This window comes from Gilliamella sp. LMG 34361, from assembly GCF_984569075.1.
In genome coordinates this window covers 407,977-428,399 of record NZ_OZ474903.1, presented here as the reverse complement: position 1 = coordinate 428,399, position 20,423 = coordinate 407,977, and the positions used below count along the sequence as shown (strand labels likewise).

The following is a 20,423-nucleotide window of genomic DNA, read 5'->3' as shown; positions in this document are numbered from 1 at the left end:
GATCATGCTTGTTTTTCGATAACGGTATACCAGTTAAACGAAGACTGTGTATATCTTGCCATATTACCCGTTTCGCACCATTTTACATTAGGGTCTTCGGGTATATTCGTTATGTGAACGAGGATTGACTTGCATTTCATGCTTGCTCTATGGGTCGTTGCTAAAGCAACGCTGTCTCGTAATACTCGACCCTCTTGTTGGTTAGAATCAAGAATATATTTATGATAATAAAAAAGCCTATTCGTTTGAATAGGCTTTTTTACATAAAATTGGTCGGCGAGAGAGGATTCGAACCTCCGACCCACTGGTCCCAAACCAGTTGCGCTACCAAGCTGCGCTACTCGCCGTTAGAGTTGCTTCATATATGATACAAAATGGGGTGGCTAATGGGATTCGAACCCACGACAACTGGAATCACAATCCAGGGCTCTACCAACTGAGCTATAGCCACCATAGATGCAGGACGAAATATTACGCATAAAAAATAATATTGTCCAGCATATTTTTGAAAAAAAATACTAATTGATTATATTAAAAGCGCTAAAGACCTAATCTTTTACCATTTTGGAAAAAATTAGGCTTTATGCGACATAATATCAATTATCTGAGTATCCGTTACTTTCATGCTATTACTGACAATCGCTCCCAGATTATTAATGGTTGTTTCAACACTATCACAGACAATACCTTCATTAACTCGGATTCGATTTACAGCCATCAATACCGCTTTAAATCCTGATGAAACCGATGTTGAAACTTTCATTGCACAACTATTTGAGGCCCCATCACATATTATTCCAGACAAGTCACCAACCATATTACATATTGCCATATCCACCGGCTCATATTGACCTTTACTAAGCAACCATGCCATACCCGCAGCTGATCCCATTGCGGCGGTTGATGCAGCACAAAGTGCCGACAAAGGTGGAAATTTGCTATGTATATAAATCGCAATGGTATGAGATAAAATTAATGCTCTTGCTAATTGCTCTGGGGTAGAATCTAAATAATCTGCAACCACTACGACTGGCATAGTTGCAGTAATACCCTGATTGCCAGAACCCGAATTGCTCATAGCCGGCAATGTCGCCCCACCCATTCGAGCATCTGATGCAGCAGTGGTGCGAATAATCACTTTAGATAACAGATCATCAGCCAACAATCCCGTTTTTGTTTGTTCATGCAATGTTGCAGCTATACTTAGACCATATTCTCGTCTTAATCCTTCTTGAGATAACGCATCATTTAATTCTGCAGAGTGTAATATAAATTCGATATCATCAAAATTAGCTTGAGTTGCAAACTCATATATCTGTTTGACTGACATATGGTTTATGATCGATTTGTCATTAGACTCATTTGGCTTTTTCTTATCGGTTTTAAAAATAATTTTGCCATTTTTTTCGATTGAAATTACGTTAGTGTGTGAGTTTTCAATACATACACTAACATGATCGGTATTTGTATAAATATTGGCTTGAGAATAAATAGCGGTATTATTATCAGCAATCTGCACATTCACTTTATGTTCGCTAAGTAGCGTTTTGGCCTGATTAATTTGTTTGGGTGAGATGTTTTTTAATACTTCAAGACCAGCCTCAGCATCACTACCGATGGCGCCAATCGCTGCTGCAATAGGTAATCCCACCATACCTGTACCAGGAACAGTAACCCCCATGCCATTTTTCATTAGATTTGGCGAAACATAAGCATCAATACGATTAATATTGTTTTTATTAATATATTTAGTAGCAATAGCCGCCGCTAAAGCAAGCGAGATAGGCTCAGTACAACCAAGAGCGGGTAAAACCTCATGTTTCACCAATTTAATTAATTGTTGCCACATTACTTGTTGTTCCATTTTTTATCTCCATATAGCTAACAATAGATAGTGAAACGTTCAATCAATAAATAAAGCAACTATTTTATTCTATTTAACTTGAAAACAGAATGTACCGCTCACATATTGAATATCAAGTTAAGTAAAAAATATTAATGAAACACTGATTTTATTAATAGATTACATCACTACTAACAGGTCCTTATTTAATCGTTTTTTGATTGAAATACACACTATAAAAATAGAGTAAATCTGAAATTTCTATACTTGGTTGCATAGTAAATAAATTAATCAGGAATAGTTCAAAATATGTAATATTTTAGTAAATCCACCTGACTTTTTTTTTATTATTGCAATAATGTAACTATCTAAAATTAAATAATAATGGCGAGATATGATAAATATTTTATTAATTGATGATGATGTAGAATTATCACAAATGCTTAGCGAATATTTAACCAATGAAGGTTTTAATATTAAAAGTGTTTACTTGGGTAAAGATGGTATTGATGAAGCGCTGTCAGGTAAATATCGTGCAGCAATTTTAGATGTAATGTTACCTGATATTAATGGCATTGATGTCCTTAAAAGCATTCGTCAACAATGTAATATGCCAGTTATTATGCTAACTGCCAAAGGTGACAATATTGATCGTGTATTGGGGTTAGAATTAGGCGCTGATGATTACATACCAAAACCATGTTATCCACGTGAATTATTAGCAAGATTGCGAGCGGTTTTACGTCGTTTCGATGAACGTTCGGTTGAACTAGTTGATGATAAAAAATATCATTTCAATGGTTTAACCTTGGATATTCCACAACGACTATGTACTTGGAATGGTCAACCTATTGATTTAACTTCTACCGAGTTTAACTTGTTAGTTCTACTGGTTAAACATAGCGAACGAGTGGTCACTAAAGAAGAATTATCTGAAATAGGTCTTGGCCGAGCACGTGAGCTATATGATCGGAGTGTTGACGTTCATATTAGCAATATTCGCCAAAAATTACATCAAGTTGCACAAAATGATGTAACCATTGAAACGATAAGAGCTGTTGGTTACCGTATTCGGTAACCATTCAATGGGTCTAATATGAATCGTCGATTATTTTGGAAAATACTGATTATATTTTGGGTAATCTTTTATCTTACCTTCCAATTAACTTGGATTGCCTTCTCTTATTATCTAGAGAATAAAAATCAACGATTCTTAAATCATATGCCGACCAAAGTGGATATGATTGCACAATTATTACATGTTGCCGGTGAAGATGAGACACTCAATTTTATCGCCCATCTACCCGAACGTGAGCGAGTTTTATTGTCGATAAAATTGGTCTCTCCGCAAAATGATCAAGTCAATATCATTACCGATGAACTTGAACCGACCACTTATATCTACCAAAGAATGGCAGTTGCACCAGATGGTACGCTTTACTCGGTATCATTTAAAGATGATAAAACCGATCACAGCAACAACACTAAAAAAACCCTGTTTACTATGCCAACACCCATTGTACTAATGGGGATCTGTGTTGGCTTAGTGTTCAGTCTATTTTTAGCCTGGAACTTAACCAGACCGATGAAGTTACTAAGAGAAGGATTTTTCCGCGTCTCGCAAGGCGATCTGTCGGTTCGGTTATTTAAAAAATTAAAACCTCGTCGTGATGAACTGAGTGAATTAGGTAAAGATTTTGATATGATGGTTGAGCAACTCAACATCTTAATATCTGATCGTCAAGCGCTACTTCATGATGTTTCCCATGAACTGAGAACCCCTCTGGCACGCTTACAACTGGCAATCGGCCTTGCACAACAAAATAAACAAAACATCGATACTTCGTTAGCTAGAATTGAATTAGAGTCAGAGCGATTAGACCAACTAATTGGTGAAATATTGAATTATTCACGCGCCGAAATGAATAATCGAACCGATGAATATTTCGATTTAAAAGAGTTAATTGGTGTCGTGGTTAATGATGCTAACTATGAAGCCAATCACCAATCTATAGAAGTAGAATTTAATTTATCATCTATCAATCATTCTATTGTTAAAGGTAATTCGGAACAGATACGACGAGCGATTGAGAATATTATTCGTAACGCTATCCGCTTCTCTAAAGCAGGTCAAACCGTTGAAGTATCATTAAAAGAAGCAGGAAAATATTTACAAATAGAAGTCAAAGATCGCGGTCCAGGTGTAGATTCAAGCAAATTATCAAGTATTTTTGAGCCTTTTGTCCGTATTCAATCGGCACAATTAGGTAAAGGCTACGGCTTAGGTTTAGCGATTGCCAGAAAGACCGTTATTATGCATAACGGTACTATACAAGCTAATAATCGCGATGGTGGTGGTTTAGTGGTAACAATAAAACTACCTTATTGGCGAAAACACTAATAACACTCTGAATTAACAGTTAATACATACTCTTTTACAAGGTTTTCTAGGGTAATTTTATCATAGCCAGTAAAATTCAAATTTTGTAAAATCGTTTGTGGATTGGTTTCAAGTATTGTCTTGTATTGAGCTATATATTGTTTAGCAATTGGTTTATACGACCAGTGCCATTCTTCGGGCAAATATCCGCCGTCTCGCCCTTCACTAAACGGTTGGCAAAAACCATATTTCGGTAAATTTTCACGAAGCCATTGATACAAAATAATTCCCTGTTTATCATTTTTAAAATATTCAGACGATACACTAGTAATATCAATATCTGTTCCCCAATGGTGTCTTGATGTACCCGGCATTGAAGATAATTTTAAAATTTGTTCGGCAATTTTTTGTGGATTATTCAACTTAGGTAATAATGCATCCCACTTACGTTGCCAAATACCATTTTGATAGGTGTAATTACGCGTAGCACTCACTACAATAAAAGGAATATCAGGATGAGATTTTTTAAAATCATTATAAGCCTTAATCAACTGCTCAGTTGGCTCCTTCTGTAAATACATACCTTTTTTGTTTACGGGTAATATTGTTGAGTCAAGAGCAATATAATCGCTATCTTTTTTTTCATCAAATTGCCCAGTTAGTTTATTTAATGGAATAGATTGTGCCATAGCAAATGTTGAACATAAGAGTAAAGTTAAAGTTGAGCTAAAATGAGTAACTGTTTTCAATGTTATTATATTTTTCATCATTTAGATTCTAATTAATATTATATTAGCCAGACAGGGTGAAAACCAGTATAATCCTTTCCCTAAAAATTGAAATAGCCATAATGTGTAAAAACGAGGCCATATGTTAACACCAGCTACACCTAAATCGTCTGACAATTGTTCAGATGTGACAACTAATCAAAACACCACAACTAATGAAAAAATTAACTTACTTAACTTCACAAGACAACAGTTAAGAGAGTTTTTTATTTCATTAGGTGAAAAACCATTTAGAGCGGATCAGGTAATGAAGTGGATCTATCATTTTGGGATAGATGATTTTGATCTGATGACCGACATCAACAAAAAATTACGTGAACAATTAAAAAAATTAGCTGAAATTAAAGCTCCTGAAATTGCAATAGAGCAACGTTCATCTGATGGCACAATAAAATGGGCATTAGATGTTGGTAATAACCAGATGATTGAATCGGTCTATATTCCTGAACGTGATCGCGCAACTTTATGTGTGTCATCACAAGTAGGCTGTGCTTTAGAATGCAAATTCTGTTCAACCGCTCAACAAGGTTTCAATCGCAATTTAACCGTTTCTGAAATTATTGGCCAAGTTTGGCGCGCATCAAATGCCATTGGTGTAACAGGTAAATTAGCCGATCGACCTATCACTAACGTTGTTATGATGGGAATGGGTGAACCTTTACTTAATTTATCCAATGTCGCACCAGCAATGGAAATTATGCTAGATGATTTTGGTTATGGTTTATCCAAAAGACGCGTGACGCTTTCTACTTCTGGTGTCGTACCCGCTTTAGATAAATTAGCTGGCATGATTGATGTAGCATTAGCTATTTCATTACATGCACCAAATGATGAAATTCGTAGTGAGATTATGCCAATTAACCAAAAATATAATATGGCAATGTTACGTGATTCAATTTTACGTTATCTTTCAACCTCGAATGCTAATCATGGTAAAGTGACCATCGAATATGTATTACTCAACCAAATCAATGATAGTGTCGAACATGCCCATGAACTAGCTAAATTCCTGAAAAATGTACCAAGTAAAATCAATTTAATTCCATGGAACCCTTTCCCTGGAGCACCTTATTCTCGTTGTTCAAATACCCGAATTGATCGGTTTATGAAAACATTAATGGGCTATGGATTTACGGTAATTGTTCGTAAGACTCGTGGTGACGATATTGATGCAGCCTGTGGCCAACTGGCGGGGGAAGTCGTTGATCGTACTAAACGAACACTGTACAAAAAGCAGAATCTTATTCAACAAACAGCATAAAATAGTGAAGGAGTGATGCATGAAAGGTGCATTAATAGCATTAAGCGGTTTAATCATACTCATGCTAGCAGGTTGCCAGACGAGTGCCCGAGAAGAATTTGATCCTGAAGCCGCGGCATTAGCAAGAATGCGGTTGGGGTTAGGCTATTTAGCTAAAGCCAATGAATCTGAGGATAATGTCAAAGCCGCACATTACAATCTAAAATTAGCTGCTCAATATTCACCTAAAAATCCACAGGTGATGCTAGCAATGGCAATGTTTGACCAACATGTTGGTGAATATAATGAAGCGGAAATGATTTATAAACGTATCACCTTAATGCAACCAGGTAATGGCCTATTTCATATTCACTACGGCTCCTTTTTATGTGGCAGAAATCGTTATCAAGAAGCCAAAGAACAATTTAGTAAAAGTTTAGAACTCGATCGCCATCGATGGAAGGCGGATGCCTACGAGCAATATGGTTATTGTGCTATCCAAAATGGCGATAAGAAAACCGCAGATCTTATGTTTAAACAACTTTTCGCATATGATTCAAGCCGTCGAAACAACGTGATAAAAACGGCAGAACTTTATAAAAATAAAGGCGATAAAAAGATAGCTAACTATCTTTTTTTAATATTAAAAAAATAAACTATAAAAATTAAAAGAAATATCATTCATTAGAAGCAAGAGTAAATATCATGAGTTTTTTGGCTATTTTATTATTAGCATTAGCCATGTCTACTGATGCCTTCGCGGTAGCGATTTGTCGAGGCGTCTCACTCAAATCGACACCATTTCTAGGGGCATTGAAAGTGGGGATATTATTTGGTTTTGTTGAAGCCATTACCCCGATATTAGGCTGGTTAATTGGTTATATTGCACTTCAATATATTGAAAAATGGGATCACTGGATTGTTTTCACCGTCATGTTATTTTTAGGTATTAACATGATTTATCATAGTTTTAAAGAAGAAAACGATGAAAATGACGATCAAAAACCCTGTTCCTCAACAAAAAAATCATTTTTAATATTGATTCTTACAGCAGTTTCGACCAGCATCGATGCATTTGCAGTTGGCATCGGATTAGCGCTTGCCAGTGTCAACATTTATCTTGCATCTACAATGATTGGATTAGCAACCTGTATTATGGTTACACTAGGATTGTTATTAGGGAAAAAACTCGGCTGTTTAATTGGCAAACAAGCATCATTTATTGGTGGCATTGTTCTAATTATTATTGGTTCAATAACACTTTACCAACATTTAATAAGCTAATATTCACTTTAGATAAAAAAACCACTCACATATTTGAGTGGTTTTTTATTTTTATTGAATAAATAGGAGAATTACATCATTCCGCCCATTCCTCCCATGCCGCCCATACCACCAGCAGCACCTAAATCAGCTTTATCATCTTTAGGTAAATCAGTAACCATACATTCAGTTGTGATCATAAGACCAGCTACTGATGCAGCATATTGCAATGCGCTACGAGTTACTTTAGTTGGATCTAAAATACCCATAGCAATCATGTCGCCATACTCTTCAGTTGAGGCATTGTAACCATAGTTACCTTCACCGCCTTTAACCGCATTAACCACAACAGAAGCTTCTTCACCGCAGTTAGTAACGATTTGACGTAATGGCGCTTCCATTGCACGAAGAGCAACTTTAATACCAACGTTTTGATCTTCGTTTGCACCTTTAAGGTCTAAAATTGCAGCTGCTGCACGAACTAACGCAACACCACCACCAGCAACAACACCTTCTTCAACCGCTGCGCGAGTTGCATGTAATGCATCTTCTACTCGTGCTTTTTTCTCTTTCATTTCAACTTCAGTTGCCGCACCAACTTTAATTACTGCAACACCGCCAGCTAATTTAGCTACACGTTCTTGAAGTTTTTCTTTATCGTAATCAGAAGTTGATTCTTCGATTTGTTTACGAATTTGTTCAACACGTGCATTAATTAATGATTCTTCACCAACACCGTCGATGATAGTGGTGTTATCTTTATTGATAACCACACGTTTTGCTTGACCTAAATCTTCAAGTGTTGCTTTTTCAAGTTCTAAACCAATTTCTTCTGAAATCACAGTACCAGCAGTTAAGATTGCAATATCTTGTAACATAGCTTTACGACGATCACCAAAACCAGGTGCTTTAACCGCTGCAACTTTAACGATACCACGCATAGTATTGACAACTAACGTTGCTAATGCTTCGCCTTCTACATCTTCAGCGATAATTAATAGTGATTTACCTGCTTTAGCAACGGCTTCTAATACTGGTAATAATTCACGGATATTAGAGATTTTTTTATCTGCTAATAAAATATACGGGCTATCTAATTCAACAGTCGCAGTTTCTGGTTTGTTGATGAAATATGGTGATAAATAACCACGGTCAAACTGCATACCTTCAACAACATCAAGCTCGTCTTGTAAACCAGTACCATCTTCAACAGTGATAACACCTTCTTTACCAACTTTTTCCATTGCTTGAGCAATTAAAGTACCAACAGTTTCATCAGAGTTTGCTGAAATAGTACCAACTTGGGCAATCGCTTTAGAATCAGCACATGGTGAAGATAATTTTTTAAGCTCTTCAACTGCTGCAACAACTGCTTTATCAATACCACGTTTTAAATCCATTGGATTCATACCAGCAGCAACGGCTTTTAAACCTTCGTTAACAATAGCTTGAGCAAGTACAGTTGCAGTAGTGGTACCGTCACCAGCTGCATCGTTTGCTTTTGAAGCAACTTCTTTAACCATTTGCGCACCCATGTTTTCGAATTTATCTTCTAATTCGATTTCACGAGCAACTGAAACACCATCTTTAGTAATAGTTGGTGCACCAAAAGATTTATCTAAAACTACATTACGCCCTTTTGGACCTAGCGTTACTTTAACTGCATCAGCTAATACATTAACGCCTTTAAGCATTTTAACGCGAGCGTCATTTCCAAATTTTACATCTTTAGCTGCCATCTTCGTATATCTCCTAAATTCTGTATATAAGTTAAATTATCTGCCAATTATGCTTCAACAATGGCTAAAATATCAGTTTCTGATAGGATAAGCACTTCTTCATTATCGATTTTTTCGGTTTTAACGCCATATCCTTCATTAAAGATTACGATATCACCAACTTTAACATCTAGTGGCTGAACTTGACCATTTTCTAAAATGCGACCATTACCAACAGCTAAAACTTCACCACGTGTTGATTTACCAGCAGCTGAACCAGTTAACACAATACCGCCAGCTGATTTTGATTCTACTTCTTTACGTTTGATGATCACACGATCATGCAATGGACGAATTTTCATTAGTTATCTCCTAGCACTAATTTTCACTTAAATAATTATTAACAATAAATCATAAAATTATGATGTATATGATATAGTGCACATTACATGGGGGTTATTTTAAAATCTTCAAGAGAATAAAATTAAAAAATTTTTAATTGATTAATTATTCATCATTCTTACGCTCAAATTCCCCTTCTATAACATCATTAATTTGCACATTGCTACTTGACGAGAATGAACGTACTTTAAAAGGCAATTTCCCAACAATAAATCGGACAATATACTCTTGAACACGAGGGATTAACAAAATCGCGCCAAGTATATCTGTTAAAAAGCCAGGAATCAGTAATAAAAAGCCCGAAAAAAGTAAAGACACACTCTTAATAATTTCATCTTTAGGGCTTTGTCGATTAGCAATTTTTTGTTGCATAATACTCAAGTTTTTTAAACCTTGCTTTGTAATTAAATAAAGTCCAATAACCGAACTAGCAATAATGGCGATTAGAGCAAGAAAAACACCTATTGAATCTGCAACTTTTATGAACAGACTCAGTTCCAAATAAGCATAAATAAAAAGTATAATAAAACCAAAAACTCGCATACAAAAATTCCTCTAAATTATAGAGCGATATTACGTCATAATTAGTGACTAATATAGTGGTGACTAGTTAAATTTCAACCAAACAGCATATATTTTTCAAAATATCTTACAAAAGGGATTGACGGATAATCGCGAATCGTGTTTAATACACCTCCATTGTTGCCCGGATAGCTCAGTCGGTAGAGCAGGGGATTGAAAATCCCCGTGTCCGTGGTTCGATTCCGCGTCCGGGCACCAATCACCAAATTTTAAGACCTGCTTCTAGCAGGTTTTTTTATGCCTAAAGCCTTTTCAAATAAGCCTTTCACCTTGTTTCACTACTCAACCGAATTCAACTGAAATTACCTCAAATCAAGCGGAAAATCGGATACAAACCCGGATACATTTGGTTCGATAATGGCGTGTATCCATAAAATAGCTTTAAAGCCTTTATTTGCAAGGGTTATAGAGAATTGCTTGAGCGCTACCATTTATGATTAATATTTTTTTCACACTAACTCAAAATTTTGTGAGGCAGATCACAAAAATAATACGATATTTATAATATTTTCTCACTTATTACATTTATTTCTTCTGTGTTAATGGATATTAAACAATTACAACAAAAAATTACTAATATCACTATCTGGAAAAAAGGCGATCAGCGTGCTCCACATAAACCTTTATTATTACTTTATGTATTAGCACAATATAAGCAAGGTCATGATCGCTTGTTTGATTATGAAAAAGAAATTGAAAAACCTTTACATGATTTACTCGCCCGATTTGGTCCTCAGCGTAAACACTATTATCCCAATATGCCTTTTTGGCGTTTGAAAAATGATGGGTTTTGGCAACTCATTAATTTTGAAAACTGCACTAATCCAATTTCGACAAGTAAAGAACCAACTAGCAAAACCCTTGCTTCACACCAAGTACTCGGTGGTTTTGATGAACAAACGTATCGACTGATAAAAACAAATCCTTCCATTATTGATCAATTAGCCGAACAAATTTTAAGTCAGCATTTTACAGAAAGTGTGCAAGAAAACTTACTTAATCGATTTGGCTTCAATCTAACAGAGACCAATAAATACCGAGATCCTAAATTCAGACAAATCGTATTACGTGCATACAACTATCAATGTGCCATCTGTGGTTACGATTTAAGGCATGACTCAGTATCAATTGGTCTTGAAGCTGCTCACGTAAAATGGAAACAACACGGCGGACCACGCATTGTAAATAATGGCTTAGCACTATGTTCACTACATCATTCCGCCTTCGATATGGGCGCTATCGGGCTTGATTGTAATCTAAAAATCAAAGTATCAAGTGGGGTAAATGGAAACCACATAGTTGAAAAACTATTTTGGGATTTCGACGGCAAAAACATCTTACTACCTCGAATGAAAAATGATTATTTACATGACAGATTTATTGAATGGCATGTTAGAGAAGTGTTTAGAACGTAAGTATTATAGAGTGGAAAAATATGAAAATAAGAATTCTTTCGGCATATTGTGTTCAACTTGGACATGAAGTGTCAATTGATCAAGCTCGGCTTGAATATTTATCTGAAGATCATCCATCAAGGTATCATTTCTATTGTTCAAGTCCTGATTGCTTTGCTAATAAGGTTAGAGTTATTGGGGTTAACTATCACTATAGTGCAGAAGAATCTAAAAAATATAAGATCCCGCATTTTCGCAAACAAGATGAACACTTACCTAATTGTGCTTGGGTTATTGATACTTTAAAAGAAAATCAACAAGGTCGACTACCTAATGAAACAGAGGAAGAAGCTAAATTAAGGCAAATTCGTCAAAAGTTATCTGACCTGATTGATGTTTTTGACCCAACGGAAGATTCTGATGATATAAAAAATGAAGATTCTTTCATTTCATCAACTCCTCGATTTCCCGAACAACAAAATACTATTTTGAACAATAATACAAAAAATGAATCCTCAAAATCAGGTTGTAGAAGAACTAACCAACTTAGTCGTTTAATTGAGACTTGGAGGGAAGCAAAGAATAAGTTACCCAAAAAAGAATTCGAACAATTAAAACTTAATGTTGTAGGAATAGGAAAATTAAAATTATGTAACTATTTTAAACGTTTTAATTATGCTTGGAATACTGAGCATTTTGGTGTTATGTATGGTGGTGTCAAACCTGATTTTAAGCGTTATGGACTAGGTTTTCGTATGACCTTTTACGATAAAATTAATGACTGTGATGTTATTTTGTATATCTCAAAAGAGAAAATGGAAAAATATCGTTATCGTCGTTACTTTGATATGGAACTTAGCAGAGATGATATTCGTTATATTACGGTCTATTTTATTCCTGACAAAATTGAATTATATGAGAATGGGAAAGGTTATAAGAGTTATCAGATTGAAATTAATCAGTTGAAGAATTTCTTTTTGATTGTTGAACCTAAAACATAATTAATTATAAAAAAAATATAAAAACCAATGATCTTTTAGGAATAAGGAATAAAATCCAGTTCAAAAATGAGTCTTGGAAAAAATATTCATATTGATAAACAATAACATTCCAAGTTGTAAACAAATACAAAATTAAACTATTTTTCTTGCTTAAACCAAGCCATTGTTAAATTAATTGGACATACAACTCAGAAATCTGAAGGATTTGATTTCGGTAAGTTAGAGGATGAGTATGTTACAAAATCACTTGAATTTTCGTCAAATAATTCATTTCTAACTAGTAGAAATGAAAGTTCTGAATTATGTTTGAAAAGGGTAAAATTTTATTGCTCATAATTCAGAATATGTTTTTTATATTATGCAGATTTAAACTGCTAAAATGGTAGTATTAACTCATTTTTCGAGTAATCTTAATAACTCAGTAACAGATTTTCCTAACGCCAAACCAAGTAGTGGAGGGACAGCATTTCCTACTTGAGTATATTGGGGCACCTCAAATTTTCGCATCTGTCCACCAGTTGTAATTTTAGAGCGAAACACAAAGTTATCTGGAAATGATTGTATTCTTGCCATTTCTCTAACAGTCAAAACTCGCAATTCTTTTTCATCATAATGACAAGCATCATCTGGAATAGAAAGTGCGGCTGGAGCAGGACAATCTTTATTTAAAGCTTTTTGGGTTTGCTTTTTGGTTGGATGTAATTTTAAAAATTCTTCAAACTCAATTTTGTGTTCAAATACTTTCATCTGGTTATCGTCTTGTAGATATTCAAATTTTTTCAGTACATTCCAAATATCTTCAGGCAACCTATCTTCTTTACCTTTTAAAATATCAAATACAGCATTTGTAATATCACGCCTATCACATTGCTGTAATATCTGGTAAATACGAAATCGGCATTTTACGAGCTGACTATTATTACGTAAGTCATGATTATAAATTTCTTTTCTTGTTGCTAAAATATTTTTAAATTTATCATTTAAATTCCTAACAAAAAGGGAAGGATACGATGGATTATTTATTTTAAGATCATCAATAGCTGATTTCACATTAACTTCCTTTTGATTAACCAAGTGTTTTAAAAAAGAATTTTTAAATAAATTAAAATGTTCTTCAATTGATACATCAAAATATGGGAGAGAACCCCAAGCTACTTTTTTGACGTTTTTTTGAACTAAAGTATAAAAATTAAGAGAAGGTGCAAATAATGTTTCTTCTGCACTTCCTTTTTTAAAAAATGGTGTCAATTTTAGGAAAACATCATGACGTATAGCTAACATGATAAAGCGTGGTCGGTTTTGTGGTACACCTGCAAATCTTGCATTTACATGTAGGCAAAGTGGAATGTATTTTTGGGTAGCGAATACTTTAGCGACTTCAAACCAAGCGTGATATAGAGAACCATCTTTATCCTTAAATGCACGTAAAATACCTGTGACATTTTCAAGTAAAACAATTTTAGGTTGAATTTTGGCAACAAAGTTAGCAAATTCCCAAGGAAGGGTATTTTTGTCACTATCTTTCTCACGTAAACCAGCCATACTAAAGCTTTGGCATGGAGGACCACCAGAGATTAAATCAACCTCAGTATTATTAAATGCTGATTTTAATGCGAGTAAAAGCTCGTTATCTTGTTCAATCAAATGATTTAATTCAATGATATTACCAATGATAAGGGAGTTTTCTAATTGCTTTTTATTATTTGGGATGTCACTGAACCCTTTATGAAGAGAGGGATAATTAAAAGGATTCTCTCTCAAGCGTTCAGTTAAGGTATCAAATTGACTTGAAAGCCAGAAGGCTTTTTTAGGCTTTTTATTTTTTTTTGCTAGTTGTTCAAAGTTTTCATTAAAAAAGTTATAAGCAAATGTTTCTGCTGCCATTGGCGATAGCTCATTAGCCAGCGTGAGTTTAAACCCAGCTTTATCTAAGCCTAATGATAGACCTCCGCATCCGGCAAATAATTCAATATGATTAAACTTTTTTTGAGACTTCAATTGCAATACCTAGATAAAAATATATTAGGGGTGAATTCTAAACTAGAAAAGAACAAAAGTCCAGGGCTTAACAATATAGAATTTGACTTTTGCGAGTTATCTCGATATTCTTAAAAACAAGGCTTAGAGAGAAGCCGCCAGCCCACGCTCGTAAAGACTCATTCGTCCTCTCTGTAATAAAAATTTTTTCGTTTGCACTTTTAACTTATTTGTGGGCAGTAAGTTTAGTGCATGTATTTCTTTGAAAATTTTTATTACAGAGGGGAAAACATGCCTAAAGAACATCCTTATATTGCTCGCTTAAAAAAACAAGCCAAGATACTTAAAAAACAAAAAAATATTATTAGTGCAAGAGCATTAGATGAAATAGCAAAACAAGAAGGCCACTCCAATTGGACCGCTTTACTTAGAGAGTTCGATAAAACTCAAAAGATAAAAACGCCAACAGCTAAAGTTTCAACAACTTTTGTTGAAAGTGATGATATTGAGCTTGATGAAGACGATTATGAATTATTAGCTGAAGAGCGTAAAGATGAACTTTCATCAGAGATCAAACTTAATGTATTACAGAACAAAAAAACATTGGCTTTCCATTCTATTGATTATTCTATTTTTGAACCAACAAAAACAGGATTGAAAAAATCAATTCTTGATGCAACACAACCAGTGAGAACCCATTTTGAACTCGCAAAGTTTCATGACTACTCTAAACAGCAACAAGGAATAGATTATAAGAAAATATCTACAGCGTTCTTTTTATCTTCCTCGACTGTTCGTGAAACCAAAATGAGTTTATATCGACCAGTGACGAAAAAAGGTGACCCAAGAATGTGGTTTACTGCTTTAGGTACTTTTGCTGAGGCCGGTGATCAAATTGCTATCATTATTTTTAATCAAGTTCCTTACTTACTAAACCTAAGTAAAATTAATCTAGATAATGAATTACAAGAATTTAAAAGTAAAATTAATGGCTTTATTTGTGAATATACAAAACAGACAAATACCATTGCAGATGAATTATTAGCTAAGTTAAAGGAACTCGCGAAAAAGCCTATAAAAGCGATCGGACATGGTGATACTACTATAGGAATGTCAATTGAATGTGCGCTTGGCATCCCGCCTAACTCAAGTAGGCAACCTGATTATAAAGGTATTGAACTAAAATCCGGTAGAGGAAATAAAAATAAAACTCGTACTACACTTTTTGCTCAAGTGGCTAATTGGTCAAATAGTCATTGTAAAAGCAGTGCCGAAATCTTAGATAAATATGGCTACCAAAGGGAAAAAGATTTTAAACTATACTGCACATTAAGTACTCAGCAAAAAAATAGTCAAGGTTTAAAATTTGAAATACGAGATGATTTATTATGCGAAATACACGAATATATTTCTCCAAAAGGTTGTGAAATAAAAAAACAAGATGTAGCGATTTGGAATGGTTCAACATTACGCTCTAGATTACATGAAAAACATTCAGAAACATTCTGGATTGAAGCCGAGAGCACTTTTATAAATGGTGAAGAGTATTTTAATCTCAAATCAGTAATTCATACTAAAATGCCATTATTAAATCAATTAATGCCTTTAATTGAGAATGGAGTAATTACAATGGATCACCTAATTAAAAGAAATGCCAAAAATAATCGTGTTTCAGAAAAAGGACCATTGTTTAAAATAGATAAACGCAATTTAGAGTTACTATTTCCAAAACCTATAAAGTATGATTTAAATTAACTTTAGCAATATTATTGTTCTATTAATTAATAAAAACTATTGTTCAAATTATTATTTGACTTTAGTTTTTATACTATTATTTTTGTGTTAGTTTCTCTGTCTATACAAACTTGTATCAGTTATTCTCTCCATTATAGTTAATTATCGTTATCCACACTTTTTAGTAACAATAAAGTTTATTCTTGCATTTCAAAATAAATATATTAATAACTACTAAGTAAACTATTTAACTTATTACTTTAAATTTATAAATAACGCCATAAATAATGAAACATATATAATAAAAGCATATTTGGTTATTTTTAACGTAACTTGAGATTGATTAAGTATTTTTAATAATTTAATTAAATATGATTTTTTAATTATATTTAATTGTAAAAATAATCTTATATTTATACTTTTTAAAAATTATTTTAGAATTTGAAGGCTTGTACTAACAGATAATCTAAGGAATAATCTCTGTTCTAATTTTATTTGAAACCGATAATATAATGGATAATATTTTACCAAAGCTGGATAACACTCAAACCAAAGATCGAATAGCAAAGATATTGCGGCAGGAGATCATATCTGGTAGGTTCAAAAATGGTGAACAGCTCACTCAAGAACAGATAGCCCAATATCTTAATACATCTAGGATTCCCGTTAGAGAAGCGTTTCTTATATTAGAATTAGAAGGATTTTTATCGCGATTACCTAATCGACACGTATTAGTAGTAGGTCCGAAGATTGATTTGTTAAAAGATATTTTTGAATTAATCGCATCGGTTGAGATCCAAATTATCAAAATATTGTTAAATTCAAAAAAAGATATAAGAAATATACTTGTTGCAGATGCCAAACAATTTCGACAAGTTTTATTAACCGAAATCGACAATTATTTTATTAAAGAAAATTATTCAAGATTATTAGTGGGTTATCCACAATATGTTTGGGATAATATTGAAAAAAAATCTAGTGATGAAGATTTACATAATAGTTTAATAACATCAATTCAGACACATGAATTAAAAGCAATAGCCAAATTTGTATACAAATATTATTTTTCATTAGCTGATAGTTTAACAAAAAAGTTAAATAGGAGTTAACCTAGATGAATCAATTGCAACCACTGAAGTTACTACCAATGAGAGAACGAATAGCTTCGGTTTTACGCAAAGCCATTTTAACCAGAGAGATACAAGAAGGCACAATTGTGACGCTTGATGGTGTTGCATCGCAATTGGAAGTTTCAAATACCCCAGTCAGAGAAGCTTTTCAGATTTTGGCTAGAGATGGTTTTATTAAATTGCGCCATAATAAAGGGGCAGAAGTTTTAGGAATTACTAAGAAATTTATCAAAGATCACTATGTGACTCGCGCAGTTTTAGAACGCGAAGCTGTCGCTGAAGTTTGCCAAAATAAAGCCGATCTATCCGAAATTATTGATGCTTATCAATGTGGAAAAAATGCTATTGAAAATGATAATTACGTTGATTATACCAATTATAATCAAGCATTTCATATGGCAATTTGGGCCGCATGTGGCAATAATAAAATTAATTCTATCTTATCGGAAATGTGGAATGGATTATCATTAGGTTCGAATATTTCTGAACAAGAATACGCTATTCTTTCATCTAAAGAACACGGTAATATTTTGAATGCAATGATTGAATATGATGCAGAATTGGCAAAAAATCTTATGTATCAGCATATCATTCGCAGCATGGAAGATATGCTAACACGTTTTTAAATTTTAATTTTTTACATAAGTAAGGAAAAACAGAAGTTTAGGTTAACAGTCCAAAATTTTATTTTTTAATTTACCAATTTGACTAATTTCAACTTCAATAATATCTCCTTCTTTCATAAACAGCGGGGGGGTTCTTTTTTTGCCAACGCCTCCTGGTGAACCTGTTATGATAACATCACCGGCTTCAAGTTTACTGAATCTTGAGATGTACTCAATTAAATAAGAAATAGAGTAGATCATATTTCCTGTAGATTCACTTTGAACTTGGAGTCCATTTAATGAAGTTGTAATGTGCAGTTTTTGCGGATCAGTAATTTCATCAGATGTGACTAGCCAAGGCCCAAACCCACCCGTTTTTGGCCAATTTTTACCTGAAGTAAACCAAGTATATTGCATATCTCTGACGGAACCATCCATAAAACAGCTATAACCAGCAACATGCTCTAGAGCATTTTCCTTTGATACATTACTGGTCGTTTTACCAATAATTACTGCTAATTCACCTTCATAATCAAATTCATTTGTTGAATTGGGTTTATGCATGAATTCATTATGTGCAACAAGCGAATCAGGAAATCGAATAAAAAGTGTTGGGGCATTAGTAGATTGTTCAAATTCCTTTCTTTTTTCTGGATAATTCATTCCCACACAAATTATTTTATTTGGATTATCAATAACAGGTAAGAAATGAATTTCATTTAGCGCATAATCTGGATGCTCCAATTTCAATTGTTTTAATTCACTTAAAATATTGTTAGAAATGGCTGATTTTAGATCTGGATAGTTGTCACCTAACTGTTTTTTCAAGTCATATACATTGTCATTTTTAACACAACCCCATGTTTTTTCATGTGTTAGTGGCGACAAAAAGCTTAATAGCTTCATAATAAATTCCTTTTTCAAATTTAATTGCCACTTCTGACTAAAGTGGCATTTTTATTTAAATTCATATAACAATTTTGTTATTGAGCTTGTCGTTTTTTATTATTGATACCAATAATTAACGTTAAAAAGGCTGAAATCATTAACATTCCGGCAACAAAATAAAGTGCATAAGAAAAATCACCCGTTGCCTGTTTTAACCAACCAATTAATGCCGGTCCAGCAAATCCACCTAAATTACCTATGGCATTTATCGCCGCTAATCCGGCAGCAATAGCTGGTCCATTTAAAAATTGAGATGGAATACTCCACAATGGTGGTTTGCAAGATGATATACCAATATTAGCCATAACTAAGGCAATGGTTGCAATAATTAACGCTGTAGCAAGGCCGGCAATAATGAAACCAACGCACGCAAGTAAACACGCACAAATAACATGCCAGGTTCGTTCATTTGTTTTATCCGAATGTTTCGCCCACAGGATCATCGTGATTGCAGCTAATGCCGGTGGTATGGAATTAATATAACCGACTTGAATTGTGGATAAGCCAAAAGATTTAAAAAACATTGGAGACCAAATATTGATCGAATAAAGTCCAGCAGAAGTACCAAAATAAACAATCGCTAAGGTTAATACCCTAATATCAGTTAATCCTTTCCATATACTGGTTTTTATTACTGCTTTTTCCCCTTGTTTCTCTTTTGCAAGAGTATCGACTAACCATTTAGTTTCGTCTTCTGTTAGCCAGCTATTTTTTTCTGGTTTGTCATTAACATAAAATAATGTAAATATCCCCATTACCGCGGCAGCAATCGAACACATTAAAAACATTAATTGCCATCCTTTAAATCCAAATGCGCCGTGTAAACTCATAATGATTCCGGCTAAAGGTGAACCAATCATGGCTGAAATTGGTGCCGCAGCCATAAAGAACGCTATCATTTGAGCGCGTTTCTTTATTGGAAACCATGTGGATAAATACAATATGATTCCAGAAAAAGAGCCTGCCTCAGCTACTCCTAATAAAAAACGAATAATATAAAAACCAGTAACTGTTTCAACATAAATCATACATGCTGTGATTACAGCCCAACTTAGCAATATTCTAGCTAACCAAATACGAGGTCCCACCTTTTGCAAAATAATATTAGATGGGACATCAGTAATAAAATAACCAAGAAAAAAAAGTCCAGCCCCAAGTCCAAAAACGGCATCAGAAAATCCCAACTCCTGATTCATCGTTAAAGCAGCAAAACCAATATTTATTCTATCGAAAAACCCAATGAAATAGACTAGCATGACATAAGGAACTATTCGTAATGTGATTTTTCTTAATGCTGTTTGCTCTAAATTTTGTTTCATTACATTTCATCCTTCTCACTAAAGACAAATTTTTTGTCTTTTATTAAAACTTCCAACATAACGTTAACCTTTATAATTTTGATGTTACTTATGGATAGT

The 20,423-nt window shown here is 33.9% G+C and carries 19 protein-coding genes and 3 tRNA genes; 11 read left to right on the top strand and 11 right to left on the bottom strand.

Going from position 1 to position 20,423, the window contains the following annotated elements:
* Positions 1 to 2 precede the first annotated feature (2 nt).
* From AC5LXI_RS02150 to AC5LXI_RS02135, 4 genes are all read right to left on the bottom strand, one after another.
* Entirely contained in the window at positions 3 to 140 is a 138-nt protein-coding gene (locus AC5LXI_RS02150) for a hypothetical protein (RefSeq protein WP_493443325.1), read from the bottom strand.
* A 130-nt stretch (positions 141 to 270) separates the two neighbouring features.
* Positions 271 to 347 (bottom strand) — tRNA-Pro (locus AC5LXI_RS02145).
* 28 nt (positions 348 to 375) lie between these two features.
* Positions 376 to 451: transfer RNA gene (locus AC5LXI_RS02140), tRNA-His, on the bottom strand.
* A 123-nt stretch (positions 452 to 574) separates the two neighbouring features.
* Entirely contained in the window at positions 575 to 1,864 is a 1,290-nt protein-coding gene (locus AC5LXI_RS02135; protein WP_493443324.1) for an L-cysteine desulfidase family protein, read from the bottom strand.
* 376 nt (positions 1,865 to 2,240) lie between these two features.
* Here AC5LXI_RS02135 and AC5LXI_RS02130 point away from each other — a divergent pair, with 376 nt between their 5' ends.
* Together AC5LXI_RS02130 and AC5LXI_RS02125 are read left to right on the top strand one after the other, a co-directional pair.
* Positions 2,241 to 2,921, top strand: a complete 681-nt coding sequence (locus AC5LXI_RS02130) for a response regulator transcription factor (RefSeq protein ID WP_110424620.1) — start codon at positions 2,241 to 2,243, stop codon at positions 2,919 to 2,921.
* 18 nt (positions 2,922 to 2,939) lie between these two features.
* The gene (locus AC5LXI_RS02125; RefSeq protein ID WP_493443323.1) at positions 2,940 to 4,244 is read left to right on the top strand and encodes an ATP-binding protein; all 1,305 of its coding nucleotides are present in this window, start codon (positions 2,940 to 2,942) and stop codon (positions 4,242 to 4,244) included.
* Here AC5LXI_RS02125 and AC5LXI_RS02120 read toward each other — a convergent pair.
* Positions 4,241 to 4,990 (bottom strand): M15 family metallopeptidase, encoded by a 750-nt coding sequence (locus AC5LXI_RS02120; RefSeq protein ID WP_493443322.1) that lies wholly within the window; start codon positions 4,988 to 4,990, stop codon positions 4,241 to 4,243. The genes AC5LXI_RS02125 and AC5LXI_RS02120 overlap by 4 nt on opposite strands.
* Before the next feature lie 103 nt (positions 4,991 to 5,093).
* Here AC5LXI_RS02120 and rlmN point away from each other — a divergent pair, with 103 nt between their 5' ends.
* Genes rlmN through AC5LXI_RS02105 form a run of 3 tightly spaced genes read left to right on the top strand, consistent with a single transcriptional unit; the run spans position 5,094 to position 7,535 of the window.
* Positions 5,094 to 6,272, top strand: coding sequence for a dual-specificity RNA methyltransferase RlmN (gene rlmN / locus AC5LXI_RS02115; protein ID WP_493443321.1), 1,179 nt, complete (start codon positions 5,094 to 5,096; stop codon positions 6,270 to 6,272).
* 19 nt (positions 6,273 to 6,291) lie between these two features.
* The gene (locus tag AC5LXI_RS02110; RefSeq protein ID WP_493443320.1) at positions 6,292 to 6,906 is read left to right on the top strand and encodes a hypothetical protein; all 615 of its coding nucleotides are present in this window, start codon (positions 6,292 to 6,294) and stop codon (positions 6,904 to 6,906) included.
* A gap of 50 nt (positions 6,907 to 6,956) precedes the next feature.
* Positions 6,957 to 7,535 (top strand): manganese efflux pump MntP, encoded by a 579-nt coding sequence (locus AC5LXI_RS02105; RefSeq protein WP_493443319.1) that lies wholly within the window; start codon positions 6,957 to 6,959, stop codon positions 7,533 to 7,535.
* Between the two features lie 71 nt (positions 7,536 to 7,606).
* Here the strand turns inward: AC5LXI_RS02105 and groL are convergent, their stop codons facing one another.
* The 3 genes from groL to AC5LXI_RS02090 form a co-directional block, all read right to left on the bottom strand.
* Complete coding sequence (groL, locus tag AC5LXI_RS02100; protein WP_493443318.1) at positions 7,607 to 9,253, bottom strand: chaperonin GroEL; 1,647 nt, start codon at positions 9,251 to 9,253, stop codon at positions 7,607 to 7,609.
* 47 nt (positions 9,254 to 9,300) lie between these two features.
* Positions 9,301 to 9,594, bottom strand: a complete 294-nt coding sequence (locus AC5LXI_RS02095; RefSeq protein WP_034884480.1) for a co-chaperone GroES — start codon at positions 9,592 to 9,594, stop codon at positions 9,301 to 9,303.
* A 145-nt stretch (positions 9,595 to 9,739) separates the two neighbouring features.
* Positions 9,740 to 10,177 (bottom strand): FxsA family protein, encoded by a 438-nt coding sequence (locus AC5LXI_RS02090; protein WP_493443317.1) that lies wholly within the window; start codon positions 10,175 to 10,177, stop codon positions 9,740 to 9,742.
* Positions 10,178 to 10,338: 161 nt separating this feature from the next.
* On the opposite strand from AC5LXI_RS02090, the gene AC5LXI_RS02085 reads away from it, so the two are divergent.
* From AC5LXI_RS02085 to AC5LXI_RS02075, 3 genes are all read left to right on the top strand, one after another.
* Positions 10,339 to 10,414: transfer RNA gene (locus AC5LXI_RS02085), tRNA-Phe, on the top strand.
* Between the two features lie 344 nt (positions 10,415 to 10,758).
* Positions 10,759 to 11,631, top strand: coding sequence for a phosphorothioated DNA-binding restriction endonuclease (locus tag AC5LXI_RS02080; RefSeq protein WP_493443316.1), 873 nt, complete (start codon positions 10,759 to 10,761; stop codon positions 11,629 to 11,631).
* A gap of 20 nt (positions 11,632 to 11,651) precedes the next feature.
* On the top strand, positions 11,652 to 12,611 hold the full coding sequence (locus AC5LXI_RS02075; protein ID WP_493443315.1) for a hypothetical protein: 960 nt from the start codon (positions 11,652 to 11,654) through the stop codon (positions 12,609 to 12,611).
* Positions 12,612 to 13,004: 393 nt separating this feature from the next.
* On the opposite strand, the gene AC5LXI_RS02070 is transcribed toward AC5LXI_RS02075, so the two are convergent.
* Positions 13,005 to 14,609, bottom strand: a complete 1,605-nt coding sequence (locus AC5LXI_RS02070) for a DNA cytosine methyltransferase (RefSeq protein WP_110448775.1) — start codon at positions 14,607 to 14,609, stop codon at positions 13,005 to 13,007.
* A gap of 270 nt (positions 14,610 to 14,879) precedes the next feature.
* Here AC5LXI_RS02070 and AC5LXI_RS02065 point away from each other — a divergent pair, with 270 nt between their 5' ends.
* The 3 genes from AC5LXI_RS02065 to AC5LXI_RS02055 all read left to right on the top strand — a co-directional run bounded on the left by AC5LXI_RS02065 (position 14,880) and on the right by AC5LXI_RS02055 (position 18,078).
* On the top strand, positions 14,880 to 16,343 hold the full coding sequence (locus AC5LXI_RS02065; RefSeq protein ID WP_493443314.1) for an MvaI/BcnI family restriction endonuclease: 1,464 nt from the start codon (positions 14,880 to 14,882) through the stop codon (positions 16,341 to 16,343).
* Between the two features lie 491 nt (positions 16,344 to 16,834).
* Positions 16,835 to 17,431, top strand: a complete 597-nt coding sequence (locus AC5LXI_RS02060; protein WP_110434845.1) for a GntR family transcriptional regulator — start codon at positions 16,835 to 16,837, stop codon at positions 17,429 to 17,431.
* A gap of 5 nt (positions 17,432 to 17,436) precedes the next feature.
* The gene (locus tag AC5LXI_RS02055; protein ID WP_086326590.1) at positions 17,437 to 18,078 is read left to right on the top strand and encodes a GntR family transcriptional regulator; all 642 of its coding nucleotides are present in this window, start codon (positions 17,437 to 17,439) and stop codon (positions 18,076 to 18,078) included.
* A gap of 42 nt (positions 18,079 to 18,120) precedes the next feature.
* Here the strand turns inward: AC5LXI_RS02055 and AC5LXI_RS02050 are convergent, their stop codons facing one another.
* Complete coding sequence (locus AC5LXI_RS02050) at positions 18,121 to 18,963, bottom strand: fumarylacetoacetate hydrolase family protein (RefSeq protein ID WP_086326589.1); 843 nt, start codon at positions 18,961 to 18,963, stop codon at positions 18,121 to 18,123.
* Positions 18,964 to 19,040: 77 nt separating this feature from the next.
* Complete coding sequence (locus AC5LXI_RS02045) at positions 19,041 to 20,324, bottom strand: MFS transporter (RefSeq protein ID WP_493443313.1); 1,284 nt, start codon at positions 20,322 to 20,324, stop codon at positions 19,041 to 19,043.
* Positions 20,325 to 20,423 lie beyond the last annotated feature (99 nt).